At 66.9% G+C, this 20,121-nt stretch carries 23 protein-coding genes; 12 read left to right on the top strand and 11 right to left on the bottom strand.

Features of this window, described 5'->3' with window-relative positions; genetic code table 11:
• The first annotated feature begins 8 nt into the window (after positions 1-8).
• Both B9C99_RS17260 and B9C99_RS17265 read left to right on the top strand, forming a co-directional pair.
• On the top strand, positions 9-851 hold the full coding sequence (locus B9C99_RS17260; RefSeq protein WP_088898692.1) for an enoyl-CoA hydratase-related protein: 843 nt from the start codon (positions 9-11) through the stop codon (positions 849-851).
• A 110-nt stretch (positions 852-961) separates the two neighbouring features.
• A complete protein-coding gene (locus tag B9C99_RS17265; protein WP_085470138.1) occupies positions 962-1,654 on the top strand; it encodes a GTP pyrophosphokinase family protein in 693 nt (230 codons plus the stop codon).
• An 85-nt stretch (positions 1,655-1,739) separates the two neighbouring features.
• Here the strand turns inward: B9C99_RS17265 and B9C99_RS17270 are convergent, their stop codons facing one another.
• The 9 genes from B9C99_RS17270 to B9C99_RS17305 all read right to left on the bottom strand — a co-directional run bounded on the left by B9C99_RS17270 (position 1,740) and on the right by B9C99_RS17305 (position 10,325).
• Positions 1,740-2,669 carry a hypothetical protein gene (locus B9C99_RS17270; protein WP_253250108.1) on the bottom strand — a complete coding sequence of 310 codons (930 nt, stop codon included), beginning with the start codon at positions 2,667-2,669 and terminating at the stop codon, positions 1,740-1,742.
• A complete protein-coding gene (locus tag B9C99_RS17275) occupies positions 2,666-3,193 on the bottom strand; it encodes an LpqN/LpqT family lipoprotein (protein WP_088898694.1) in 528 nt (175 codons plus the stop codon). Before B9C99_RS17275 ends, B9C99_RS17270 begins: the two co-directional genes overlap by 4 nt.
• Positions 3,190-4,161: a hypothetical protein gene (locus B9C99_RS25620; protein ID WP_138844669.1), complete on the bottom strand. Its 972-nt coding sequence runs from the start codon at positions 4,159-4,161 to the stop codon at positions 3,190-3,192. The genes B9C99_RS17275 and B9C99_RS25620 overlap by 4 nt, the downstream gene beginning before the upstream one ends.
• A 3-nt stretch (positions 4,162-4,164) precedes the next feature.
• Positions 4,165-5,154: a hypothetical protein gene (locus tag B9C99_RS17280; RefSeq protein ID WP_088898695.1), complete on the bottom strand. Its 990-nt coding sequence runs from the start codon at positions 5,152-5,154 to the stop codon at positions 4,165-4,167.
• Positions 5,151-5,450 carry a hypothetical protein gene (locus B9C99_RS17285; protein ID WP_253250109.1) on the bottom strand — a complete coding sequence of 100 codons (300 nt, stop codon included), beginning with the start codon at positions 5,448-5,450 and terminating at the stop codon, positions 5,151-5,153. The genes B9C99_RS17280 and B9C99_RS17285 overlap by 4 nt, the downstream gene beginning before the upstream one ends.
• A gap of 268 nt (positions 5,451-5,718) precedes the next feature.
• The gene (locus tag B9C99_RS17290; RefSeq protein WP_088898697.1) at positions 5,719-6,567 is read right to left on the bottom strand and encodes a 3-hydroxybutyryl-CoA dehydrogenase; all 849 of its coding nucleotides are present in this window, start codon (positions 6,565-6,567) and stop codon (positions 5,719-5,721) included.
• A 59-nt stretch (positions 6,568-6,626) separates the two neighbouring features.
• On the bottom strand, positions 6,627-7,784 hold the full coding sequence (locus B9C99_RS17295) for an acyl-CoA dehydrogenase (protein ID WP_006553691.1): 1,158 nt from the start codon (positions 7,782-7,784) through the stop codon (positions 6,627-6,629).
• A gap of 123 nt (positions 7,785-7,907) precedes the next feature.
• Positions 7,908-8,654, bottom strand: coding sequence for a TetR family transcriptional regulator (locus B9C99_RS17300; RefSeq protein ID WP_088898698.1), 747 nt, complete (start codon positions 8,652-8,654; stop codon positions 7,908-7,910).
• 36 nt (positions 8,655-8,690) lie between these two features.
• Positions 8,691-10,325 (bottom strand): acyl--CoA ligase family protein, encoded by a 1,635-nt coding sequence (locus tag B9C99_RS17305; RefSeq protein ID WP_088898699.1) that lies wholly within the window; start codon positions 10,323-10,325, stop codon positions 8,691-8,693.
• A 142-nt stretch (positions 10,326-10,467) separates the two neighbouring features.
• Between B9C99_RS17305 and B9C99_RS17310 the strand changes: the two genes are divergently transcribed.
• Entirely contained in the window at positions 10,468-11,328 is an 861-nt protein-coding gene (locus B9C99_RS17310) for a response regulator transcription factor (protein WP_088898700.1), read from the top strand.
• 16 nt (positions 11,329-11,344) lie between these two features.
• On the opposite strand, the gene B9C99_RS17315 is transcribed toward B9C99_RS17310, so the two are convergent.
• Positions 11,345-12,124 (bottom strand): 3'-5' exonuclease, encoded by a 780-nt coding sequence (locus tag B9C99_RS17315; RefSeq protein WP_024102137.1) that lies wholly within the window; start codon positions 12,122-12,124, stop codon positions 11,345-11,347.
• 104 nt (positions 12,125-12,228) lie between these two features.
• On the bottom strand, positions 12,229-12,813 hold the full coding sequence (locus tag B9C99_RS17320) for a hypothetical protein (RefSeq protein ID WP_088898701.1): 585 nt from the start codon (positions 12,811-12,813) through the stop codon (positions 12,229-12,231).
• 58 nt (positions 12,814-12,871) lie between these two features.
• On the opposite strand from B9C99_RS17320, the gene B9C99_RS17325 reads away from it, so the two are divergent.
• The 9 genes from B9C99_RS17325 to B9C99_RS17365 all read left to right on the top strand — a co-directional run.
• On the top strand, positions 12,872-13,936 hold the full coding sequence (locus B9C99_RS17325; RefSeq protein ID WP_088898702.1) for an ATP-dependent DNA ligase: 1,065 nt from the start codon (positions 12,872-12,874) through the stop codon (positions 13,934-13,936).
• Between the two features lies 1 nt (position 13,937).
• Positions 13,938-14,990, top strand: coding sequence for a DNA polymerase domain-containing protein (locus B9C99_RS17330; RefSeq protein ID WP_088898703.1), 1,053 nt, complete (start codon positions 13,938-13,940; stop codon positions 14,988-14,990).
• A gap of 117 nt (positions 14,991-15,107) precedes the next feature.
• Positions 15,108-15,659, top strand: a complete 552-nt coding sequence (locus tag B9C99_RS17335) for a DUF6764 family protein (RefSeq protein ID WP_088898710.1) — start codon at positions 15,108-15,110, stop codon at positions 15,657-15,659.
• A gap of 86 nt (positions 15,660-15,745) precedes the next feature.
• On the top strand, positions 15,746-17,005 hold the full coding sequence (locus tag B9C99_RS17340; protein ID WP_085470147.1) for a serine hydrolase domain-containing protein: 1,260 nt from the start codon (positions 15,746-15,748) through the stop codon (positions 17,003-17,005).
• Between the two features lie 92 nt (positions 17,006-17,097).
• Positions 17,098-17,322 (top strand): dodecin, encoded by a 225-nt coding sequence (locus tag B9C99_RS17345; protein WP_060650173.1) that lies wholly within the window; start codon positions 17,098-17,100, stop codon positions 17,320-17,322.
• Between the two features lie 124 nt (positions 17,323-17,446).
• Complete coding sequence (locus B9C99_RS17350) at positions 17,447-19,123, top strand: FAD-dependent oxidoreductase (RefSeq protein WP_088898704.1); 1,677 nt, start codon at positions 17,447-17,449, stop codon at positions 19,121-19,123.
• A 28-nt stretch (positions 19,124-19,151) separates the two neighbouring features.
• Positions 19,152-19,439: a hypothetical protein gene (locus B9C99_RS17355; protein WP_088898705.1), complete on the top strand. Its 288-nt coding sequence runs from the start codon at positions 19,152-19,154 to the stop codon at positions 19,437-19,439.
• A gap of 109 nt (positions 19,440-19,548) precedes the next feature.
• A complete protein-coding gene (locus B9C99_RS17360; RefSeq protein WP_253250110.1) occupies positions 19,549-19,860 on the top strand; it encodes a hypothetical protein in 312 nt (103 codons plus the stop codon).
• A 48-nt stretch (positions 19,861-19,908) separates the two neighbouring features.
• The coding region (locus B9C99_RS17365; RefSeq protein ID WP_143543567.1) for an LLM class flavin-dependent oxidoreductase at positions 19,909-20,121 on the top strand (213 nt) is incomplete at its 3' end.

The raw sequence follows: 20,121 nt of genomic DNA on the forward strand, positions 1-20,121 counted from the left end.
GAGACGACGTGACAGAGACCGGTACCGAAAACGATGTGTTGCTCGAGCGCCACGGCGCGGTCGCGGTCATCCGGCTGAACCGTCCCGATCGCCTCAACGCGTTCACCGACGAGATGGGCGAACGGCTCATCTCCCTCTTCGACGAGACCGACGCCGACGACGACATACGGGCGGTCGTGCTCACCGGCACGGGCCGCGGGTTCTGCGCGGGCGCCGACCTCGCGGCCGGTGGCGACACCTTCGTCCTCGACGAGGACCCCGAAACCGGCGGAACACCGCCCGACCTCGGTGGTCGCGTCACGCTGCGCATCTTCCGGTCGCTCAAACCGGTCATCGCTGCCATCAACGGCCCGGCCGCGGGCGTCGGCGTCACAATGGCCCTCCCCGCGGACATCCGCATCGCCGCCGACACCGCCAAGTTCGGGTTCGTCTTCACCCGCCGCGGCCTGGTCCCGGAAGCCTGCTCCACCTGGTTCCTGCCCCGCGCCGTCGGCATCTCGACCGCCGTCGAATGGACCGTCGGCGGTCGCATGGTGCCGGTCGCGGAAGCACACGAACGCGGTCTCGTCCGCGAGGTCGTGCCCGCCGACAGGGTGCTGGAACGTGCCCTCGAGATCGCGGAGGAACTCGTCGCCGGCACCGCGCCCGTCTCCGTCGCTCTGACCCGGCAGTTGATGTGGCGGATGCTCGGTGCACCCGACCCGGAGGTCGCGCATCGGGCCGAGTCGATCGGCATCCACGTCCGGGGAACCTCCGGCGACGTCCGCGAGGGCGTGGAGTCGTTTCTCGAGAAGCGCGACCCGAAGTTCCCCGATCGGATCTCGGACGGTCTGCCCGACCTGTTCGAGTGAGCCGGGCGGTGTAACCGCAGTTCGGTATAACTGCAGGTCGAGGAGGTGGGAACCGCCCGTTGTCGTCGAACTGGCAGACTCGATCCCGGAAGTTATCGAGGAGGAATCGAGTGAAGACGACGGTGGGCGAACCCGAACCGGGACTACCGACACCGGACGACGTGCAGGCACCGCTGGTCGCAGTGGAGCATCTCGCGCAGGATCTGCGACGCGCACTCATGGTGTACAAGTTCGGCATCGACGAGATGATGACGAAGATCAACATCCTGCGCGAGGAGTTCACCTACGCCCGCGAGTACAACCCGATCGAGCACGTGAAGTCGCGGTTGAAGAGCCCCGAGTCGATCCTCGCCAAGGCGGAACGGAAGGGTGCGCCCGCCTCGCTCGACGGCATCCGCGAGGCCGTCCGCGACATCGCCGGCATCCGCATCACGTGCAGCTTCACGTCGGACGTCTACCGGATCATCGACATGATCACGAGCCAGCTCGACGTGACGGTCGTCGAGATCGAGGACTACATCGCGCGCCCGAAACCCAACGGGTACAGCAGCGTGCACGTCATCATTCAGATTCCGGTGTACATGTCCGACCGGGTCGAGCGCGTCTACGTCGAACTGCAGATCCGCACCGTCGCGATGGACTTCTGGGCGAGCCTGGAGCACAAGATCTACTACAAGCACGACCGCGAGGTTCCGGACGAACTGCGCGAGGAACTCCGCCTCGCCGCGGAGACGGCACGCGATCTGGACCTGCGGATGGAAGCACTGCACCGCCGCGTCCACGGCCCGAACAACGGCAACTGACCGAGGTACGCAACGTGGGGTGAAGGTTCGCAACGTGGTCGGTCACTGTCGGCGTTGCAGGCCCACCACCGGTGTTGCGTACCCATCACAATTCCCACTGTTGACGCGGAATCTTCCGCGCGATGCGTAAGCGTTCCCGCACCGGGGGAGGACGAAGAAGTTCTGGGGCCTCGGGTGTCGTGATGAGATGGCGATCGTCGGGGCACCGATGGAGACGGTCGACGAGCCCGAGCAGCGTGTTGGGTTCGCTCACGAGAACGTACGCCGGCACGGTGAACGAATCCGGCTTGTCGTGCGCCATGCGAGGCGGAGTCGGTTCGTAGCCGGGTACGTCGAGACGGATGAGTGGATTGTGCGTAGACGCCGCGCGGCCCGAGACGGTGTAGACATCGGAAGCCACTTCCTGGATCTCGTCCCATCGAACGAACACGTCCGAAACGCCACGCCGCACGAGCCATGTCGTGCGGCGGCGAATACCGTCGGCATGGAGACGGGTGGATCCCCGGGGGTGGATCAAGAAGGGTAGAGCGCACACCGCCACGGTTGCACATGTCGTCCATGCGATGAACGAGCCGGAGTAGGGGAGCTCGTGTCTCGCAAGAAGCATCGCTCCGTCCGGTCGGTTCGACGCACGAATCATGAAAGCACCCGACATTGTGATGCAGGAGAACACAACGGACAGCTGAACGGGAAGTATCCTCACGTAAGGAATCTCGATGCCGGGGCCGTGAACGTCGTCTCGGCACTGCCGGATCCTCGGATGCAAACCGAATCGGTGGAAGCCGGTCCGCTCGAACATTCCCGCCGCAACGATTGTCATCATTACGGTCAGGGAAAGCGCCAGGGCAGTCGCTCCGAGATCGTCCGCTCGCCAGTCGTCCACTGTCCAGAACAGTGCGACGAGGCCGAATCCAGTGCAGAACACACCGGCACAGAACGAAGCCGGACGGAAACGTTGTGGCCAAGCAGGTGCTGAATCTTTCCCGAAAGAGGGAATTTCGATGAACTCGCTCACCGGATTCTCAGTCCCTCATGGATCGCATGCAGATGAGCGATAAGGGACTCGGCGCTGTCGGAGCGTGCGGTTGCCGTCAGTTGCGTCAGGTAGCGGTCGTACGCGTGGTCGATCACGAGATATCGCGTCACGGCGGTGTACTCGACGTCGTCCACTCGGTAGCAACCTCGGACGATCACGGATCGATGTCCGTGGAAGTCGAATGTGTCGCGGAGTGTTTCCTTCCACTCGGGCAGTCCACGAGCTTCCTGCCCCGCAACCTCCAACAGTTCGTCCGTCGGCCGCCACTTCGCCAGTGCTCCATGGAGAAGAACGGCGTTGGGTGCCCAATCATCCACGGCGTGCTCGGGAACTACGAGAACCGTATGTGCGTGCGGAAAGACATCGCGGGGGAGTGTGATCCAGCCTTCCGGCGCCTGGAGTTCCGGTTGCGGGTGCCGCAGATCGTCCGGGTCGCAGGGGCTCAGTCCGACTTCGTGTGTTGCGAGGTAGCCGGAGAGCGTCGCCTGAATCGAAGCGTTCACCGAGACGCCTTCCGGCGGCGTGCTGCGCGGAACCGTTCACGCAGCGGTGGGGGACGAAGAAGATCTTCGGAATCGGGCCTTTCAACTTCGGGGCGCTTCTCTGGATTCTCTTTCATGCCCTGTAGTAATCGTACGAGAGTGTTGGGCTCCGCGGCCAAGGCATGCGCCAGCACCGCAATCCTGTCGTCCGAGTCGTGAGGGGTTCGTTGGCCTTCAGGGATCGGACGTGCGGTCCGTAAACCAATCGAGGGGTGCCGACCCAGGTCGGCATTCATCTCGGCATCGACACTTGTGATGTCCACCCACGGAAGGAAGATCCGAAACTCTTTGTCGCTGAAGAATATTCTCCTACGCGTATGCCGTTCGATTCCTTCCCGGAAGATCCTCACCGCAAACTCGATCCGGATGGCAAGCAGTATCGATGACAGGAGGAGCGCAACGGCGGCGAGAACTGCGACCAGGAGCGCGTTTCGAGGAGTGTCCCGTCCCTCGGGAAGGAGCGATGTATTTCCGGCAATGAACCAGAGAGTCGAGGCGGCAACTCCGTATACAGCTCCCCCCAGCAGAACGATCATCACCGGAGCGGTGAGACCACGGCGCATCGGAACGATGATTCCGTCCCCGTGTCGTGGATCGTGTATCCGATGAATTCGCGAGGACCGTCGAACGTGGCGGAAACCTGATTCACGCAGTGCCGTAACCGACAACAGTGCCATCATCGACAGGCCACCTACGTAGCCTGTGACTTCCAGTGCGTGATGGGCTTTTCCGGCTCGGAGGGCGAGAGGAATCATGACCATTGCCGACAATGCGAGTGCGACCGCCATCAGAAAGATCACCGGTCGGAAAGCTTGTGGCCAGTAGGGGCGCTGGTCGTTGCGAGGGTACGTCCCGAAGCTTGGGGGCTCGATTTTCGAACTCATCTCATGTGTCTCCGCACTGGTTGCGCTGATGGAGGGTTTCGTCATGTGTCAGTCCCAGAGCGCTTGGAAGCCCTTCGACGAAATGTAAGTGGTCAATCCACCCGCCAGTGCGCCTACGGCGAGTCCCACTGCCGTGCCTATACCCGGAGCGATCATCGTTCCGAGGGCGGCGCCCCCTTTTGCTCCTGCCCAAGCTGCTACGCCTCCCAAGGTCGAAGCTGTGGATTCCGTGACGATCGCCTTGGTGGGATCCATGCCCGACTCGATGTCGTTGACGATGGCGGGCACCGTACCGAGAGCGATAGCGGCAGGGTTCATTCCTCGGCTGATGTTCCGGGCCAGATCGTCACCGGATGAGATGGCGGCTTCTTTCAGACCTTCCTTGGTGGTGTCGGCCACGATTCCGATGGTCGAAGCGGCAGTCGTCGCCGCCCAGTCAGGCCACCAGGAGAACTCACCGTCCTCCGTCTGCACGACCTTCCCCGGCACCGCGGCATCCCGGGCTGCTTCGAGTACCGCAACGGCGGCGGCGATGCGATCGGCAGTTTCCGTCGCGGCTCGCGAGGCCTGTTCGAGTGCGCCGGTGACGACGTGGGTCAGTTCCGCTGCTTCGTGCTCGAGGCGGACGCGGGCTTCGGTGACGGCTTCGGCCGGCAGCATCACCGCGAGGATGCGGATCTGGTCGGTGGGGTCGACGGTGCCGTCGTCGTGCACGGTGAACCCGGACTGTTCGGCGCCGCCCACGACCGATACGAGGTGCAGACGGGCACCTTCGACGAGCCACGCGCCGGTACGGTACGCCTCCGCGACCTGCAGTAGCGCTTCGGCGATGGCACTGCCCAGTGAGCGTTCCCGGACCACCCGCGCGGCGGCGGCCCGTGCGGCGTCGCCGGACCATCGCTCGGCGAGCACATCCTGCTCGGTGAGCAGACCTTTCATGCGGTCGTCGAGTTTGTCGACGAGCACGTCGAGGTGGTCGGCGGTGATTCGCAGAGCGTCGGGATTCCAGGAGCGGACGGCCGCGACTCCCGGTCTCATTCGTGCTGATCCATCGCAGAGAGCGCAGCCACGAAGTCCGTCTCTGCGACGACGTAGTCGTTCTTGGCACCGTCGGTGATGTCGACGACCTCGCGCAGGCGACTGCACACATTGCTCAGCGCCTGATCGGTGGCGGTGAAGGCTCGTGCACAGACGGCCGCGAATTCTGTTCCGGGAAGCGCTGATTGCGACACGGCATACGGTTCGCCGACGTCCCATTCGTCGATCGCGTCGGCGGTGTCCGCCACGAAGGCTGCGAATGTGCGCAGCGCTTCAGGATCCACGTGCAACGTCACGACTGCCCCCCGACAGAATCCCCCGATACGTCCGGGTCGGGACGATAGCAGAAGGCGCCCCCACGGATCCGGAGCGGACAGTCGGGGCGCCTTCGAGCCGGGCATCGGTCGTACACGAGGTACGCAACACGTGGTGAAGGTTCGCAACGCCGGCAGTTACCGGCCGTGTTGCGAACCCGGAACTGTTGTTGCGTACCTCCCGGCCGTTCCGGATACGCAGACGCCCCCGCCGCTCCGGGAAGGAACGGCAGGGGCGTCCGAGTGAGGCCTACTTGTAGCTGTAGAAGCCCTCGCCGGTCTTGCGACCCAGGCGACCCGCGTCGACCATGCGACGCAGCAGGGCCGGGGGAGCGTAGTGCGGCTCGGCGAACTCGTCGTACAGCGACTGCGCGGCGTTGAGGGTGATGTCGAGGCCGACGGTGTCGATGAGGGTCAGCGGACCCATCGGGTAGCCGCAGCCACCCTTCATCGCGGCGTCGATGTCTTCCTTCGTCGCGTAGCCCGACTCGAGCATGCGCACTGCCGAGCACAGGTACGGGATGAGCAGGGCGTTGACGATGAAGCCCGCACGGTCGCCCGCGCGCACGGCCGTCTTGCCGAGGGTGTTCTTCGCGTAATCGAACACCGTGTCGGCGGTGGCATCGTCGGTGGTGAGCGCCGAGATGATCTCGACGAGGGGCATCACCGGCACCGGGTTGAAGAAGTGCACGCCCACGACCTTGCCGGGCCGCTGCGTCGCCTGCGCCATCTTGATGACGGGGATCGACGACGTGTTGGTGGCGAGGATGCCTTCGGGCTTCACGATCTTGTCGAGCTCGGAGAAGATCTCCACCTTGAGCGACTCGATCTCGGGTGCGGCCTCGACGACGAGGTCGCGGTCGGCGAACTCGTTCAGGTCGAGGGTGACGCGGATCCGTCCGAGGACCGCGTCGGCGTCCTCCTGCGTGATCTTGCCGGACTTGACGCCGCGTCCGATCGACTTCTCGAGACGCTCGCGCGCCGCGGCGGCGAACTCCTCGGTGGTCTCCTTGACGAGGACGTCGCTACCGGCCTTGGCGCACACCTCGGCGATACCGGCACCCATGGTGCCGCCACCGATCACGCCTACCTTTTCCACTGCCACTGCGGTAACTCCTGATCGCTGTGATGTTCCGGGGGTAACCTACGCGACCGGTGTCAGCGCAGCAGAGCGCGCGACATGACGACGCGCTGGATCTGATTGGTGCCCTCGTAGATCTGCGTGATCTTGGCGTCGCGCATCATGCGCTCGACCGGGAAGTCGGTGGTGTAGCCGGCGCCACCGAACAGTTGCACGGCGTCGGTGGTGACCTCCATGGCGACGTCCGACGCGAAGCACTTCGCGGCGGCCGAGATGAAGCCGAGGTTGGGCTCGCCGCGCTCGGCGCGAGCAGCGGAGGTGTAGACCATCAGGCGTGCGGCCTCGACCTTCATCGCCATGTCGGCGAGCATGAACTGCACACCCTGGTTGTCGGAGATCGGGCGGCCGAACTGCTTGCGGTCCTTGACGTAGGCGGTCGCCGCGTCGAGGGCGCCCTGGGCGAGGCCCACGGCCTGCGCACCGATGGTGGGGCGGGTGTGGTCGAGGGTCGCGAGAGCGGTCTTGAAGCCGGTGCCCGGCTCGCCGACGATGCGGTCGCCGGGGATGCGGCAGTTCTCGAAGTACAGCTCGGCGGTGGGGGAGCCCTTGATGCCGAGCTTCTTCTCCTTCGGTCCGACGACGAAGCCCTCGTCGTCCTTGTGGACCATGAAGGAGGAGATGCCGTTGGCGCCCTTCTCGGGGTCGGTGACGGCCATGACGGTGTACCAGGTGGACTTACCACCGTTGGTGATCCAGCACTTGGAGCCGTTGAGGATCCAGTCGTCGCCGTCGGCCTTGGCGCGGGTGCGCATGGAGGCGGCGTCGGAGCCGGCCTCGCGCTCGGACAGCGCGTAGGAGGCCATCGCACCGTTGACGATGTCGGGGAGGACCTTGGCCTTGAGCTCGTCGGAGCCGCGGAGGATCAGGCCCATGGTGCCGAGCTTGTTGACGGCGGGGATCAGCGAGGAGGAGCCACATACTCGGGCGACCTCTTCGATGACGATGCAGGCGGCGATCGAGTCGGCGCCCTGGCCTTCGAACTGCTCGGGCACGTGGATGGCGTTGAAGCCCGACTTGTTGAGGGCGTCGAGGGCCTCCTGCGGGAAGCGGGAGTTCTCGTCGACGTCCTTGGCGTAGGGCGCGATCTCCTTCTCGGCGAGCGCGCGGATGGCCTCGCGCAGAGCGTCGTGCTCCTCGGAGAGCTTGAACAGGTCGAAGTCGGGATTGAGGGCCATGACGGCGGACTCCTAACGGCACGCGGTGCCAGATTTGCGAACGTAGCTCCCTCGAGGATAGCGAGGCGAGGGTTCGCGACGTGACGGAATGAGTCGATTGTAACCACGGCACTCAGTGCCAGGTCAACGGTGCTGACGTGCACCTTCGAGCTGGAGCCGAACCTGCTCGGCGATCTCGGCCGGTGTCAGGTGGGCCGGATAGGTCACCACCGCGACCGCCGGCGGGGTCGGCGCGACCTTCCCGTTCGTCGCGCCTTCGGGCACCGGAACCACCCCGTACGTGCGGCGGAGCTCGAGCAGCTCCTGCTCGAGGCGTTCGGCGGTGGCGGTCTCGTCGCCGCGGATCATCGCGCGCAACACGAAGTTGTGCGTGGCGGTCATCGCCGCCGCGAAGCTGACGGTGCGCACCGGCTTCTCCGTCGGGACGGCGGCGCGCAGGAAGTCGGTGAACAACCGCTCGTAGCGGTAGGTGGTGACGAGTTCGCGCTCCCGCAGTGCCGGCACCCGCTGCACCACCCGATACCGCCACACCGCCAGCTCGCGCCGGTCCCGGAAGTGCCCGAAGACGAGCTTGGCCCCCTCGCAGGCCGCCGCCCACGGATCGTCGAAATCCTGCGAGAGGTACTCGGCGACCTGTTCGAGCAGGGATTCGTGATCGGCGAAGATCACGTCCTCCTTCGACCGGAACTGCCGGAAGAAGGTCCGCCGCGACACCCCGGCGGCCGCGGCGATCTGCTCGACGGTGGTCGACTCGTAGCCGAACTCCGAGAACAGGCGGATCGCCTGCGTGACGACATGCACCCGGAACTGGGCGGGATCGGGTCCCGTCGAATCGAGGCGACGGGTGCTGTTACCGGTACCGGATGTCATGGCGTCGAGTATCCAATGCAGTCGTGAGGGGTCGGCTCACCCCTCGGCGGCTTCGGCCGATCGCAGCTCGAACTTCAGGATCTTGCCCGTGGAGGTGCGGGGCAGCTCCAGCGGGAAGACGATGTCGCGTGGCACCTTGTATCCGGCGAGCAGCGTGCGGGTGTAGTCGATGATCTCCTCCGCCGTGACCGATTCGTCCTTCTTCAGGATCACGAACGCCTTGGGACGCTCACCCCACTTCTCGTCCGGAACGCCGACGACCGCGACGTCGAGCACCGCCGGATGGCTGACGATCGCCTGCTCGACCTCCACGGTCGAGATGTTCTCGCCGCCGGAGATGATGATGTCCTTCGCACGGTCCTTGAGCTGGATGTATCCGTCCGGGTACATGACGCCGAGGTCGCCGGTGTGGAACCAGCCGCCGCGGAACGCCTCCTCGGTCGCGTCCGGGTCCTTGTAGTAGCCGAGCATGACGTTGTTGCCGCGCAGCACGATCTCACCCATGGTCTCGCCGTCGGCGGGCACGTCGTTCATGTCCTCGTCGACCACCCGTGCGGTCTCCGCCTGCAGCATGCCCACGCCCTGACGGGAGAGCAGCGCGGCACGTTCGTCGGCGGGCTTGTCGTCCCAGCTGTCCTGGTACTCGCAGATCGTGTACGGGCCGTACACCTCGGTGAGTCCGTAGACGTGCACGACCGTGATGCCGATCTGCTCGAGCTGGGCGATCACCGTCGGCGACGGCGGCGCGCCGGCCGTGGTGATCCGCAACGGACGGTCGAGGGGATGGGCCTGTTCGGCGTTCGCGATGGTCGAGCACACCGCGGGCGCACCGCACAGATTGGTGACGCCGAGGTTGTCGATGGCATCCCAGATCGCGTCGGCCCGCACCGCCCGCAGGCAGATGTGGGTGCCCGCCGCGGCAGTCACCGCCCACGGCGTGCACCAGCCGTTGCAGTGGAACATCGGCAGCGTCCACAGGTACTTGCTCTGCCCGTCGAAGCTGTTGTGGAAGGTCTCGCCCAGCGAGTTCAGGTACGCGCCCCGATGGGTGTACATCACGCCCTTGGGCTTGCCCGTCGTGCCCGAGGTGTAGTTGAGGGTGATGACACCGAGTTCGTCGTCGACGCTCCACGGCAGCGGCGTCGCATCGAGCGAGTCGGCCTGCGCGAGGAACTCGTCGTACCGGGCGGTGGCCACCCCGGCGGGGACGTCGGGCGCGGGCACGGTGGAATCGGGGACCTCGATGATCTCGGCGACGCCCGGAACGTTGTCGCGGACGTTCGCGACCGATCCGAGCAGTTCGGAGTCGACGAACAACAGCTTCGTCTCGGAGTGGTCGAGGATGTACTCGAGTTCCGGCCCGGCCAGCCGCGAGTTCAGCGCGACCAGCACACCGCCCGCGAGCGGAACCGCGAAATGCGCGATGAGCATCTCGGGCACGTTCGGGGTCAGGTACGCGATCTTGTCGCCCGGCTCGATACGGCTGCGCAGCACGCGCGCGAGCCGCTGCGCCTCGTCGGCGAACTCCGCGTAGGTGTACGTGCGGTCGCCGTGGATGATCGCGGTGCGATCCGGGAACACCGCCGCGGACCGTTCCAGGAAGCGCAGCGGGCTCATCTGGCTGTAGTTCGCGGCTCCGGTCGAGCCGGGACGGGCGGGAGCGATGGACACGGGTACCTCCGGGGGTGGCCTACTCGGATTCCGGCGTCTTCTGTGATCGTCGCAACACCGGGCGATGTGCAGGTTACGAATCGTGGAACTGCCCCCTCTACCCTCGAAAGTGGGTGTTCGGAGAGAAGAGCAGGAGCAATCGATGGATGTCGCCGTGCCGGGTGTGCTGCGTCCCGACGATCTCGACACCCTCCGCGCCACCCTGCGCGACCTCAAGGCGACGACGGAACTACCGGTGCTCTTCGGTGGCGCGGTGCAGGGCTCGGACGTGGTCCTGTCCGGATTCGTCGGCACGCGCGGTCGTGTCCTGCGCAATCTGGTGATCGCCGCCGAACGCGGACTCGGCGGGCGAGTGGTCGTCGAACAACGACCCGGCGCGGTCGCCGACTACTTCACCTCCCCGCACATCACCCACCACTACGACCGGCAGGTCGCCGGTGAGGGAATCGAGTCGTTGCTCGCCGTGCCGGTCGTGGTGCGCGGACGCACGCGGGCGGCGATCTACGGCGGGCTGAGGGTCAACCGGACCATCGGCGACGTGGTGGCGGAGAAGGTCGTGCGGTCGGCCGCGGAACTCGCGCGGGAGATCGAGATCCGCGACGAGGTCGATCGCCGCGTGTCGCTGATCGGGAACACGCGGGCCGCGCACGGCGCCACCGTGCCTGCCTCCGTCTCCGAAGCGCTGACGGAAAGTCTCGTCGCGTTGCGGGCGATCGCGGCCCGGACCGATGATCCGTCGATCAGGGAACAGGTACGGACGGTCGAGGAGACCTTGACCCGGGCGCGCGACGGCGCATCGCACCCGCGGACACATCTGACCGCGCGCGAGCACGACGTGCTGAGTCATGTGGCGCTGGGCTGCCGCAACGCGGAGATCGCCGACAGGTTGTCGCTGAGCGTGGAGACGGTGAAAACCTATCTGCGCAACGCCATGGACAAACTCGATGTGCGCAGTCGGCACGAGGCGGTCGTCGAGGCGCGGCGGCAGGGACTGCTGCCATGATCGACTGCTCTCCTGATCAGCGGCGGCGCAGTCGCCGGAAGAACTCGCGGATCGCGCGCAGCGCGCGTCGGAACCTGGTCTCGGTCGCGGGACGCTCGAGGACGTCGGTGCCCACCGGCGTGGGGAGCCGGACGGGCCAGCTGTCGTCGACGTCGACGACCTCGCGCCCGAGCCCGCGCAGGTATTCGGCGAAGCTGCGTTGCCGTTCGGCGTGCCAGGCGGCCTGATCGGCCATGATGTCGAGTTCGGCGAGTTCGGGGAATCTTGCCACGAGCGCGCGGGTCAGGTGGCCGGCGGCGAGCGCGTCGGCCTCGGCCTCGTGCGGGTTCGGCAGCGACACCCCGTACGCCTCGCACACCGCCTGCAGTGTGCGCCTGCCGGGCCGGCTGCGGTCCATCTCCCGGTCGATGACGTACGGGTCGACGACCGTGCCGATGTCCAGCCCCGTCAGACCGAGCCGTCGTCCTTCGGCGTCGAGAACCGTCAGGTCGTAGCTGGCGTTGAATGCGACGACGATGTGGCCGCGCGCCCATGCGTCGCTCACGGCCTGCCGGATCTGCTTGTATCCCTCGAGATAGTCGAGTCCTTCGGCACGGGCGTGGGCGGTGGTGATGCCGTGGATCGCGGTGGTCTCCTCGGGTATCGCGATACCCGGATCGAGCAGCCACGAGCGTGTGTCGATGCGGTCGCCGTCGAAGGTCGCGACGCAGGCCGTGACGATGCGGGCGTTGCGGGGATCCCGGTCGGTGGTTTCGAGATCGAACGCGCAGATCGGTCTGTCCGGCCAGTGCGTCATGTTCTGTCCTCGCGTCCGTCGGATGATGATCTGTCGAACGCATTGTTGCGGGAGGCACCGACATGCTCCGTCGCGGCGACGGGAGTCCGCACCGAGGAGAACCGTCAGATGGTGTCGGTGCAGACCACGAAGTTGCGTTCCCGGTACACGAAGCCACCCTCGGACGTCGAGCATTCGTTCACGTCGGAGGTGTCGAGCAGGATCTCGGTGACCTCCTCGCCCTGGACGGCGGGCTCACCGCAGTCGATGCGCTGCGGGTCCTCGCCACCGAGGTCGATGCAGTCGCCCACCACCCAGTCGATGTCGAGGCACAACGCGCCGACCTCGACGCCGCCGAACGACTCATAGTAGGTCTGGTCGATGTCGCCGGGGCACATGGCACTGGCATCGACGACGTCGACGACCTTGTAATTCGAGCTCGGGCTGCCGCACACCGCGTAGTCGATGGTCGCGTCGTCGACCGTGCCGCCGAGTGCGACGCATTCGCCGGCTGCGACGTCGACGCTCAATTCGGTCGACGACGACGCCGACGGGGTCGTGGTGGGTAGGGAGAAGGACGGCGCCGTGGACGTGTCCAGGGCGTTCGCGGCGGGCACGGCCTGCCCTTCGACCTGGGTCGCGCATCCTCCGAGCACCCCTGCTGCCGCCAACGCCACCGCGGCACCGGCCGCCCCTCGGAGAATGTTCATGGTCGAAGAGCCTACGGAAGTGCTGCCGGTACCCGTACGGGGTGGAACGATGTGCCGCATGGACCTGCCTGTGGTGCCGCCGCTCGCCCCGATGCTCGCCAAGGTCTCCTCCACCGTCCCCTCCCAACCCGAAGACGGTCCCGACGAGTGGTCCTACGAACCCAAGTGGGACGGCTTCCGGGCGATCGTCTTCCGCGACGGCGACGAGGTGGTTCTCGGCTCGCGCGGAGGCAAGGACCTCGTGCGTTACTTCCCGGAACTCGCCGACGCCGCGCGCGCGGAGTTGCCCCGCAGGTGTGTGGTCGACGGGGAGATCGTCGTCCCTCGCGAACACGACGGCAGCACCCGACTCGACTGGCAGGCGCTGTCCGAGCGGATCCACCCGGCCGCCAGCCGGGTGACGATGCTCGCGGAGCAGACACCGGCCGTGTTCGTCGGTTTCGATCTGCTCGCTCTCGGCGACGAGAATCTCATGGAGACCCCGTTCGCGGAGCGGCGCGCGCGGTTGCGATCCGAGATCGGCGGGGGTAAGAGCTGCCATGTCACGGTGGCCACGACCGACACCGATACCGCCCGCCGCTGGTTCGAGGAGTTCGAAGGCGCCGGCCTCGACGGCGTGATCGCCAAGCGACTCGACGGGCTCTATGTGCCCGACAAGCGGGAGATGCTCAAACTCAAGCACGCCCGCACCGCCGACTGCGTCCTCATGGGCTATCGCATGCACAAGAGCGTCGAGGGCATCGGGTCGCTGCTGCTCGGGCTCTACCACGACGGTGAACTCGCCATGGTCGGCGGAGCCTCGGCGTTCACGCGGGAGCGGCGCGAGGAACTGCTCGCCGAACTGCAGCCGCTGCGACTCGGGGACGACGTCGTCGAGCAGGGCGAACCGACGCGGTGGCGTTCGGCGGTGGACCGCAGCTGGGTGCCGTTGCGGCCCGAACGTGTCGTGGAGGTCGCGTACGACCAGATGGAAGGCGTGTCGGGAGCGGGGATGCGGTTCCGGCACGCAGCCAAGTTCCTGCGGTGGCGCCCCGACCGCGACCCCGAGAGTTGCACGTTCGACCAGCTGGAGGTGCCGGTGCGTTACGACCTGTCGGATGTGCTCGACCGGACGGAGGACTGACATGGCCACGAAGCGTTCGCCCGCGGAGGAGCTGGACGTCGACGGCACGCCCGTGCGGTTGTCGAACCCCGACAAGATCTACTTCCCGCAGCTCGGCGCCGAGGGCGGCACGAAGCGGCACCTCGTGGAGTACTACCGCAGGGTCGCCACCGAGTTCGACGCCCCGATCCTGACGGCCCTGCGCGACCGGCCGACGCATCTGCAGCGCTTCCCCGACGGCATCGAGGGGGAGGAGATCTATCAGAAGCGGGCACCGGTCAAGCGACCCGACCACGTGGCGACCTGCGAGATCACCTTCCCGTCGGGGCGCACCGCCGATGCGCTGCGTGTGTGTTCGGCTGCCGACGTGGTGTGGGCGGCGAATCTCGGGTGCGTGACCTTCCATCCGTGGCCGGTGCGCTGCGGCGACACCGACCGCCCCGACGAACTGCGCATCGACCTCGACCCGCAACCGGGAACCGACTTCGGCGACGCGCGGGCCGTGGCGCTGGAGGTCGTGCGCCCGCTCCTCGACGAACTGGGGCTCACCGGATACCCCAAGACGTCCGGTGGGCGGGGGCTCCACATCTATCTGCGGATCGTGCCCGAATGGGATTTCGTCGGAGTCCGTCGCGCCGGGATCGCGCTCATGCGTGAGATCGAGCGGCGCAGCGACGAGCGGGCGACGACGGCGTGGTGGAAGGAGGAGCGGGGAGAGCGGCTCTTCCTCGACTACAACCAGAACGCGCGCGACAAGACGATCGCCTCGGCCTACTCGGTCCGTCGCACCCCGATCGCGACCGTCTCGACTCCGCTGACCTGGGACGAACTGGTCGACGCCGAACCCGACGACTTCACGATCGCCACGGTGCCGGATCTGCTGGCGAAGCGCGGCGATCCGATGGCGGATCTCGACGCGCACGCGCACTCGCTGGACGTCCTGCTCGAGATGGCGGAGCGGGACGCGGCGAACGGTCTCGGCGACCTGCCGTATCCGCCGAATCACCCGAAGATGCCGGGGGAGCCGAAACGCGTCCAACCGTCCCGCGACACCGACCGGGCGAAGGACACGTGAACCGGAACGTTCGGGGAATCGCGTCCCTGTCGTGACCTCGACTATGAGACCTCCCGAAGCGGGAGTCCATAAACTGTCCGAGAAAACAGTCGCGTGAGGTTCGGAAAGGTCGATGTCGTGATTCGCTCGTGGACGTCCGGTCGGGTTCTCGGCGTCGGGGCAGCATTCGCTGCCGCCATCGGGGTCGGTTTCCTGCTTCCTCAGACCGCGTCCGCGGCCACGACGTGCACGGCACCGCCGGGCGCCCCGGCCGAGATCGTGCAGATCGACGGCGACGAAGCGTGCGGCGCGTCCACCGACGGCACCGCCGAGGCGTGGAGTTACGGTGAGCGGGGCGTGGGATTCGCAGATGCCCGCAGCGCCGCACAGGTGGTGGCCGCCGGATTCGACGGCGGTGTCGGCGCCGGGGAGAGCACGTCGGGACGGTTGTTCGCGATCGGTGTGGGGGCGCAGGCCCTGGCGCTCGGTGTACTCGAAAGTCCCGGCACGGCGGTCGTCGCCGCAGGTCCGCAGTCGCAGGCATATGTGGGCGACGCCGACGATCCGGTGTTGTGCGAGGGCACCGCGGCGGCCGCGTTCGAACTCGAGGCCGCACGCGGGTGCGTCGTGCTGGGCGACTTCCGGTACTTCACTCCTGGCGCGCAAACACTGCCGTCGCCCCTGCCGTAGATTCGGCGCGTCTCGGTGGGAGCGTCGACAAACAGGCTGTACGTAAACCCTTCCTTTACGTTCCGTGTCGTCGTAGCCTGTCGCACATGACGACCGGAGCAGTCTTCGAACCTGCCGGAGCGACAGCGTCGTTCGCGCCGGTGCACGTCCCCGGGCAGATCGACGCCCGGCCGGGTCCGGCGGCGCCCACCGAGATGGTCGTCGATCCTCGATTCCTGCGCTTGGCCGACGCCTTCTTCTCGCTGTACAAGCGCCCCCGGGACGGCGGCGGCGCACTCACCGCCTATCTCCACGGCGAGAAGGTCCTCGACATCTGGTCCGGCTGGTCGGCCCCCGACAAGCGGTGGAGCCGCGACACCATGGCGTTGTCGTTCTCGACCGGCAAGGGCGTGGCGTCGACCGTCGTGCACCGTCTGGCCGAGCGCGGAGCGATCGACTACTTCGCGCCCGTCGCGCAGTACTGGCCGGAATTCGCCGCGAACGGCAAGGACGGCATCACCGTCGCGGACGTCATGACCCACCGATCCGGCCTGCACCGGGTGCGCGGCCTGGTTCCCGGGACGCGCGGGATCCTCGACTACGAGGCGACCGTCGCGGCTCTCGAGCAGGCGGCGCCGGATCGTCGGCGTCGGCGCGGATCGGGCTATCACGCCGTCACCTACGGATGGCTCGTCGCCGAACTCGTGCAGCGGGTGACCGGTCTGCCCTTCGTGGAGGTCGTGGAGCGGGAGATCGCCCGGCCGCTCGGCGATCCCGATTTCTGGTACCGCGTGCCGCACGACGAGCGGGGCCGCATCGCGAAGCTGTTCCCGCGACTCGCCCCGGTCGGACTGCACTGGGGTGCGAGCGCCGCGGTGCTGGCGCGACTCGAACCGACCCGCGGTCTCGCCGAGGCCGCGATGCCCGACGGCTTCGACCGGCTCGTCGGCGACCCGGCCGTGCACGACTCGGTGATGCCGGGCTGGAACGGTGTGTTCACGGCCCGATCGCTCGCGCGCATGTACGGGGCGATCGCGGCCGGCGGGACGATCGACGGCGTGAAGTTCCTCGATGCCACCACGATCGACGAGATGTCGCGCGTGCGGGTGCGCAGCCGAGACTACGTGCTCGGTGTGCCGATGGCGTGGCGGCTCGGCTACCACCAGCCCATCTTCGCGAGCATCCAGCGCCCGCGCGGTGCTCTCGGGCACTACGGAGTGGGTGGCTCGGGGGCGTACGCCGATCTCGACACCGGATTGTCGCTCGCCTTCGTCACCAACCGGCTCGGTGCCGGCGCGATCCCGCTCGGGGACCTGCGTCTGGCGCGTCTGGGCGAACTCGCCCGGTCGCTCGCGCGTCGTGCCTGAATCTTCCTGCCATTTTCGTGGTTCCGGGGACGAGGGTCGCTCGGGGGCGGGACGATCCGAATCGGAGTATCGCCGATTCGAGGAGTTCAGCCATGAGCCATGTCTACCGGGTGATCGAGGTCGTCGGATCGTCGACGACGGGAGTCGACGACGCGATCGCGAAAGCGGTGGCGCGAGCAGCGGAGACCACGCGTCATCTTGAGTGGTTCGAGACGGTCAACATCCGGGGCCACATCGACGACGGCCGGGTGGCCCACACGCAGGTCACTCTCAAGATCGGTTTCCGCATCGAGTCCAGCACCGAAACGGACATCTGACGCGTCTCGACAGTCGGAAATACGATGATATTATTTCGAGAACGCGGTTCTCGACCGAAACTGGAACGTGTACTAGTCTGAGGCCGTTCGTTGTCCGGAATCGGCACTGTAGGCAGGTAGAACTGTGGCTTATGTAATCACCCAGGCGTGTTGCAACGACGTCTCCTGTGTCGAGGTCTGCCCGGTCAACTGCATCCACCCGACGCCCGACGAAGCCCCCTTCGCGACGACGGAGATGCTGTACATCGATCCGGACACGTGCATCGACTGCGGAGCATGCGTCGACGAGTGCCCGGTCGACGCGATCGCCGCCGACAACGAACTGACCCCCGCGCAGGAGCCGTATCTCGAGATCAACGCCGAGTACTACCGGCGATACCCGATCGGGCCGGACTGGCCCGAACTGCGCACACGCCGCAAGCTGCCCGCCGAGCTGGGCACCCTGCGGGTCGCGATCGTCGGATCCGGCCCGGCCGCGTGCTATGCCGCGATGGATCTGGTGACGCATTCGGCGGTGCAGGTCGACATCTTCGATCGCCTGCCCACCCCCTACGGGCTGGTGCGTGCCGGTGTGGCCCCCGATCATCAGAGCACCAAGGGTGTCGGGGACGTCTTCCGCAGTGCCATCGGCCACAAGAACACCCAGTGCTATTTCAATGTGGAGGTCGGCACCCACATCACCCACGAGGAGTTGCTCGCGCACCATCACGCGGTGATCTACGCCGTCGGCGCGGCGGGGGACCGCAAGCTGAACATCCCCGGTGAAGACCTCGCGGGCTCGCACGCCGCGACCGAGTTCGTCGCCTGGTACAACGGGCATCCGGATTTCGCCGACCGCACCTTCGACCTGTCGGCCGAGCGCGCGGTGATCATCGGCAACGGCAATGTCGCCCTGGACGTCGCGCGGGCGCTGGTGATGGACCCGGACGATCTCGCCCACACCGACATCGCCGAGCACGCGCTCGAGGCGTTGCGTACGTCGAACATCCGTGAGGTCGTGGTGGTGGGCCGGCGCGGCCCGGCGCAGGCCGCCTACACCAACCCGGAACTGCTCGCGCTCGGCTCGCTGCCCGGCGTCGACGTGATCGTCGACCCGGTCGAGGTCGAACTCGACCCGGTCAGCCGCGCGCTGATCGACGATCCGGAGGTCGAACCCCGCCTGGCGCTCAAGGTGCGGCAGGTCGAGGGCTTTGCGCAGCGCACCCCCACCGAGGGCAACAAGCGGATCGTGCTGCGTTTCCTCGCCTCGCCGGTGGAGATCTCCGGCGACGGTGTGGTCGAGTCGATCACGCTCGAGCGCAACGAACTCGTCGAGGTCGACGGTCGTCTCGAGGCCCGCCCGACCGGGCAGACCGAAACCCTCGAAGCGGGATTGGTGCTGCGCTCGATCGGTTACCGCGGCACCGCGCTGGCCGGGCTGCCCTTCGACGAGCGGCGCGGGGTCATCCCGAACGACTGCGGCCGGGTGATCGACGCCGAGACCGGAGCGCCGGTGCCTGGTGTCTACACCGCCGGCTGGATCAAGCGTGGTCCCAGCGGGGTTATCGGCACCAACAAGCAGTGCTCGGCCGAAACGGTCGAGAAGATCCTCGACGATTTCGTCGAGGGCAAGCTGCCCGAGCCGGTCGCCGATCGGGAGAAGCTCGCCACCTTGGTGGCCGAGCGGCGCCCGGAGCACATCGACTATCGGGGCTGGCTGCAGATCGACAAGCAGGAGAAGGCCCGCGGTTCGGCGGTGGGACGCTCGCGCCTGAAGTTCGTCTCGATCGAGGAGATGCTCGCGGCATCCCGTATCGAGTAATCCCGCCCGGTAGCGGGAACCCGGACGCATGGCTCAGCACACCAGCCCGGCGGTCGCTGCGTCGGGTCGATGGACCGATACCGACGGGATCCGCTACCCGTCCGGCGACACCCACGCATGGACGCCCGGCACCAATCAGACCCTGTGCGGGGTGCAACTCTTCCGCGCCCGCCTCGACCGCTTTCCGCACGTGCCGTGGAGCGACGCGCTGTACCTGGCGGAACTGGGCGAGCACGGAGTCGTCCCGTGTCGTCGCTGCACGGCGGCCACCCGCAGCGACCGGCCGCGGTGGACCCGGAAGAACCCGCGGCCGTGAACAGTTCGACCTGCCGCGCGGGGTGGCATTGTCGAGCACGTCGGCACCTCCCATTCGGCACCGAAACGAAATCGGACATAATTGGCTTTATGTTTCGGCAGGAAATGACATGAGGACTCCGACGGGTGATCACGTATCGGACCTGTGTCTGTCCTGCGGTCGTCCCGGCTGCACCCAGCTCCAGCACCAGTCCCTGGCGTGGGCCATCGGTGCCGGGCGCGCACTCGTCGAGGTGGCGATCCGAGCGAGCGATGCCCGCGACCAGGTCGTCGCTGTCGGAAACGCCATTGCCAACCTCCTGCTGTACGTCGCCGATGCGCACGGTGTCGCCGCGGCGCAGAAGGCCTCGGAGCACGGGCAACTCCACTTCCACGGGGACTGGATCGCAGCCGGTCGCGCCTGGGGGCCCGAAGATCCCTGACCTGCAGGGAAGGTCCGCGACGGTCGTGGTGTTGAGACGACCGTGCAGGTGGCGTTGTCGTTGCTGGACCGCTCCCGGACCCGGGAGGGGCAGCCGGACGCTGCCGCATTGCGGCAGACCCTGCGTCGCGCCGAACTTGCCGAGGCGGCCGGTTACCACCGCTTCTGGGTGGCCGAACACCATGCCGTCCCGGGCATCGCGTCGGGTGCTCCGCCGCTGCTCATCGGTGCGATCGCGGATCGGACGAGCCGGATCCGGGTG

The sequence above is a fragment of the Rhodococcus sp. BUPNP1 genome, from assembly GCF_002215235.1.
Taxonomy (GTDB): domain Bacteria; phylum Actinomycetota; class Actinomycetes; order Mycobacteriales; family Mycobacteriaceae; genus Rhodococcus.

Coding starts and splice junctions, on each gene's coding strand:
- B9C99_RS17310 (WP_088898700.1), top strand. CDS start 10,468: ATGGATGTCGCCGTGCCGGGTGTGCTGCGTCCCGACGATCTCGACACC.
- B9C99_RS17300 (WP_088898698.1), bottom strand. CDS start 8,654: ATGACATCCGGTACCGGTAACAGCACCCGTCGCCTCGATTCGACGGGA.
- B9C99_RS17340 (WP_085470147.1), top strand. CDS start 15,746: ATGACGACCGGAGCAGTCTTCGAACCTGCCGGAGCGACAGCGTCGTTC.
- B9C99_RS17355 (WP_088898705.1), top strand. CDS start 19,152: ATGGCTCAGCACACCAGCCCGGCGGTCGCTGCGTCGGGTCGATGGACC.
- B9C99_RS17295 (WP_006553691.1), bottom strand. CDS start 7,784: ATGGCCCTCAATCCCGACTTCGACCTGTTCAAGCTCTCCGAGGAGCAC.
- B9C99_RS17280 (WP_088898695.1), bottom strand. CDS start 5,154: ATGAGACCGGGAGTCGCGGCCGTCCGCTCCTGGAATCCCGACGCTCTG.
- B9C99_RS17320 (WP_088898701.1), bottom strand. CDS start 12,813: ATGAACATTCTCCGAGGGGCGGCCGGTGCCGCGGTGGCGTTGGCGGCA.
- B9C99_RS17360 (WP_253250110.1), top strand. CDS start 19,549: ATGAGGACTCCGACGGGTGATCACGTATCGGACCTGTGTCTGTCCTGC.
- B9C99_RS17315 (WP_024102137.1), bottom strand. CDS start 12,124: ATGACGCACTGGCCGGACAGACCGATCTGCGCGTTCGATCTCGAAACC.
- B9C99_RS17330 (WP_088898703.1), top strand. CDS start 13,938: ATGGCCACGAAGCGTTCGCCCGCGGAGGAGCTGGACGTCGACGGCACG.
- B9C99_RS17345 (WP_060650173.1), top strand. CDS start 17,098: ATGAGCCATGTCTACCGGGTGATCGAGGTCGTCGGATCGTCGACGACG.
- B9C99_RS25620 (WP_138844669.1), bottom strand. CDS start 4,161: ATGACGAAACCCTCCATCAGCGCAACCAGTGCGGAGACACATGAGATG.
- B9C99_RS17325 (WP_088898702.1), top strand. CDS start 12,872: ATGGACCTGCCTGTGGTGCCGCCGCTCGCCCCGATGCTCGCCAAGGTC.